The organism is Tabrizicola sp., assembly GCF_051645465.1.
In the GTDB taxonomy this organism is placed as follows: Bacteria; Pseudomonadota; Alphaproteobacteria; order Rhodobacterales; family Rhodobacteraceae; genus Tabrizicola.
Genome location: NZ_JBOFBI010000367.1, coordinates 1 through 3201 on the forward strand (window position 1 = coordinate 1; position 3201 = coordinate 3201).

At 59.6% G+C, this 3201-nt stretch carries 3 protein-coding genes; 1 reads left to right on the top strand and 2 read right to left on the bottom strand.

Translation table 11 applies throughout. From position 1 onward, the window contains the following. Positions 1–109: 109 nt before the first annotated feature. Both ACRCSW_RS22670 and ACRCSW_RS22675 read right to left on the bottom strand, forming a co-directional pair. Complete coding sequence (locus ACRCSW_RS22670; protein WP_438707916.1) at positions 110–478, bottom strand: hypothetical protein; 369 nt, start codon at positions 476–478, stop codon at positions 110–112. Between the two features lie 762 nt (positions 479–1240). Then, positions 1241–2212, bottom strand: a complete 972-nt coding sequence (locus ACRCSW_RS22675) for a quinone oxidoreductase family protein (RefSeq protein WP_438707917.1) — start codon at positions 2210–2212, stop codon at positions 1241–1243. 165 nt (positions 2213–2377) lie between these two features. Here ACRCSW_RS22675 and ACRCSW_RS22680 point away from each other — a divergent pair, with 165 nt between their 5' ends. Then, positions 2378–2971: a TetR/AcrR family transcriptional regulator gene (locus ACRCSW_RS22680; RefSeq protein ID WP_438707918.1), complete on the top strand. Its 594-nt coding sequence runs from the start codon at positions 2378–2380 to the stop codon at positions 2969–2971. The last annotated feature ends 230 nt before the right edge of the window (positions 2972–3201 follow it).

Below are 3201 nucleotides of genomic sequence, written 5' to 3' on the forward strand. Positions count from 1 at the left end.
TATGGGCCGCGATTTCTGTTCACTGATTCGGCTCGCGTTGTAAGGCTGCGACATTACCAGGATCAACTTCTGAGCCCCCGTCTGTCGTTTTGGTATCAGCTGTACTTCACTACTTCCTGGCCGGACGATCAACCAGCGCGTCCAACAGGGTTCTCGACAACCAGTCCTGATAGACGTCCGGCGACCATCCTCCTTCAATGACCATCATCCGATAGACATCGCGGCCGGTATACATCCAGAGGATACGGCGGGCGTCCGCAAGTGACAGGCCGGCTAGCGCCTTGTCGGCTTCGAAGAGTAAGATAAGGCGGTTTTCCTGCACGTCGTAGCGTATGCGCTCGAATTCCTGCTCAATCTTGCGAAGTTCCGCTGAAAACCCGGACGCATGCCGCAGCAGGCCGAGTTCATCGCTTTCGCTTTCGTAGATTGCGCGGGCAACATGCGATGTCAGCTCGATCAGCCGAACTGGATCGGTCACGTCATCGAGCCGCTTCTGCGCTGACTGGTCTTCCGGGCGTCGAGGCCGTTTTGGTTTGGTAGCTACGTCCTTCTCCGGAATGCGCTGGCGTCCTCGTGCAGCGACCGGTTCATCGATTGGCTCAGAGTGTGCTCCTTGCTCTCATGAAGCGACGACCACTTCGTCCCAGATCAAGTACGTTGCTGCGCCGAGACTGAGCAGCAATGCGGTAACGGCAACTTTGGGAAGTTGCACCGCAGCGAAGGTCACGTCGCGAGTTTCCACTCGGGGTCGCACGATCTTTTTGTGCTGGGCCGCCCGGTCGCATTTTGAGCCGAGCTTAAAACAAACCTCTGCTTCGGCTTGACGGTTTGCTGAGGAAGTCTGTCTGTGGGGCGCAAACAGGATTATTGAGCGGATTGTACCGCGCGGCAATAGATCAAACGACGTTCTCCGCCTGGCGCGAGGTGTTGACTCGTCCAAGGTCGTCGACAATCGGTCCCCACTATAGTTTCGTGACCAAATACGACGGACCAGATCGCCCGCGGTACGCGGTCTGGCGCTGCCAAACTGGCGGTACACTTGGACGGCGGCTTCCGACAAACAAGCGTCAATGAACCTGTTGGTGCTACCTTCCAAGAACAGGATGTTGCAGGAATCCTGCCGACGCTGACGCGGCGGACACCCGCTGTGGCCGAAGAAACTTCCTAGGAAACGCCACGCTCGCGCCGACCCAAGCTTGCGTTGGCGAAACGGCATCGCTGCCGCTTCGCGCGAGGCCGTTCAGACTACTCTCAGCACCAGTTTGCCGACGTAATGACGCTCAATCCGTGCATGTGCCTGCTGTGCCTGATCCAGACGAAAGACCTCGCTGACTTCCACCCGAACCTGATCTGTTTCCACAAGCCGGTTCAGTCGATCAAAGGCTTGCTGACTGCGGTCACCGTTGTACATAACGAGACTGACCGCTGCTGCTGGTTCCGGGGTTGGCGCAACGCCATGCGGGCAAGCCACAATTCCACCCGCACGTACCGCTGCAATGGCCCGGTCCGCAGCCTCGCCACCGAAAGTCGTCAATGCCGCGTCGATTCCTTTGGAACTGAACGCAGCGGCTGCGGCAAGCACGTCATCTTGCCGGCCATCGATCGCCACGTCAGCTCCCAGTCGCCGCGAAAGGTCAACACCGTCAGCACCGGAGGCGACTGCAAGCACCCGCGCGCCATGGAGCTTTGCGAATTGCACCGCGAGATGCCCGATGCCACCACTTGCTCCAAGGATCATGACACTGCGACCGGGCGACAGCCGCAATGCGTCGATCCCACTTTGCGCCGTCAGGGCATCCCAGGGCATGGCCGCCGCCTGTTCGAGGGATAGGTTCGATGGAACCGGGGAGACATGCTCCTGATCCACCACCGCGTACTCGGCATAGAAACCGCCCGATGGCAATGGCATCGACGCCGCGTAAACCCGATCGCCGACCTTCAGTTTCCCGACATTCCGGCCAACGGCCTCAGCAACGCCTGTTCCATCCCATCCAAGGATGTATGGGAAGGTCGACGGCATGCCGAAAATCCCGTCATATCCTCCTTCTCTTTCTTCTGCATCCCACGACCCCACCCCCGCTGCATGGACGCGAACCAGAACCTGGCCGTCCTCCGGCACCGGTCGCGGAACCTCCCGCAGCTCTAGATTTTCGAACCCACCAAAACGATCAAGAACAACTGCGCGCATGGCGCTTACAGTTCGGTCAGGCATTCAAAGCTCCTTTGGTCTTGGCGCTTGAAGCGCGCCAGCATCTCTATTGTTACTGATAGTAACTTAGCCTTTGTACATTGCCGATCCGCCGGGTCAAGCCTTGGTTCTGACCGGCAAGCTCAACCCAGGTTGCGGTTGGCGGACCTAAGAGCTAACGTCCGCGAGATGGTTGAAATCAAAAGACTCTCCAGTTCAGCCCGCCTGGCCCAGCTGCTCGACACAGCGCGATTGATTGTTCGCGAAGAAGGCGCCGAAGCGTTGACGCTGATCCGCCTGGCCGAGCGTTCAGGGGTCTCAAAGCCGATTGCCTACAGGCATTTCAAAACGCGCGAAAACCTACTGGCAATGCTCTACCGTGAGTTCGATGAGCGGCAGACCGTGTCGATGCGCGACGCCCTGGCTGCGGGTGGTCGCACCCTTGACGAGGTTTCCCGGACGGTCGCTGCAAGTTACATCGACTGCACACTTGCGGCGGGCGCGGAGATCCCCTGGATTTTCGCTGCACTGCAAACCTCACCAGAGCTACAGGCGTTCTGGAGAGAGTGCCGGGCAAAGCATCACAGCGAGCTTGAAGACATCCTTGAACGCGCATCTGGCAAAAGCCCGGGGCCCACGACGACCCATGCTATACTCGGCGCCGCCGATGCTCTCGCGGCAGCAGCAGCCAGCGGGGAGGTTGACCGGACTTCGGCCATCAGAACCCTTGCGGCTACCATTGCGGCGCTGGCCACGGCAAATGCCGAGCAAGGCGGCAATTGATCCCGTGCTAGCGCTGGCGCGACTGCGCCCCCAGTGACTGCGGGTGCGGTGCCACGCCGTGAGGTCTGCGCTGTCCCGAAGGATCCCTTAGGACTGTCCGCATTCACCAAGACTTTGATCTTCCGAGGCTCCGGTCAAGCTAAGGGCGGCCGGCAATCGTAATGAAGCGCAGCGATCTCGGAGTTCGCCAGTCGGTGCTGACCCAGCAGCTTGAACGGCACATTCAGGCC

What these genes read in the sequence shown, in the direction of transcription:
- ACRCSW_RS22675 (WP_438707917.1), bottom strand. Translation starts at nt 2,212, where the DNA reads ATGCCTGACCGAACTGTAAGCGCCATGCGCGCAGTTGTTCTTGATCGT.
- ACRCSW_RS22680 (WP_438707918.1), top strand. Translation starts at nt 2,378, where the DNA reads ATGGTTGAAATCAAAAGACTCTCCAGTTCAGCCCGCCTGGCCCAGCTG.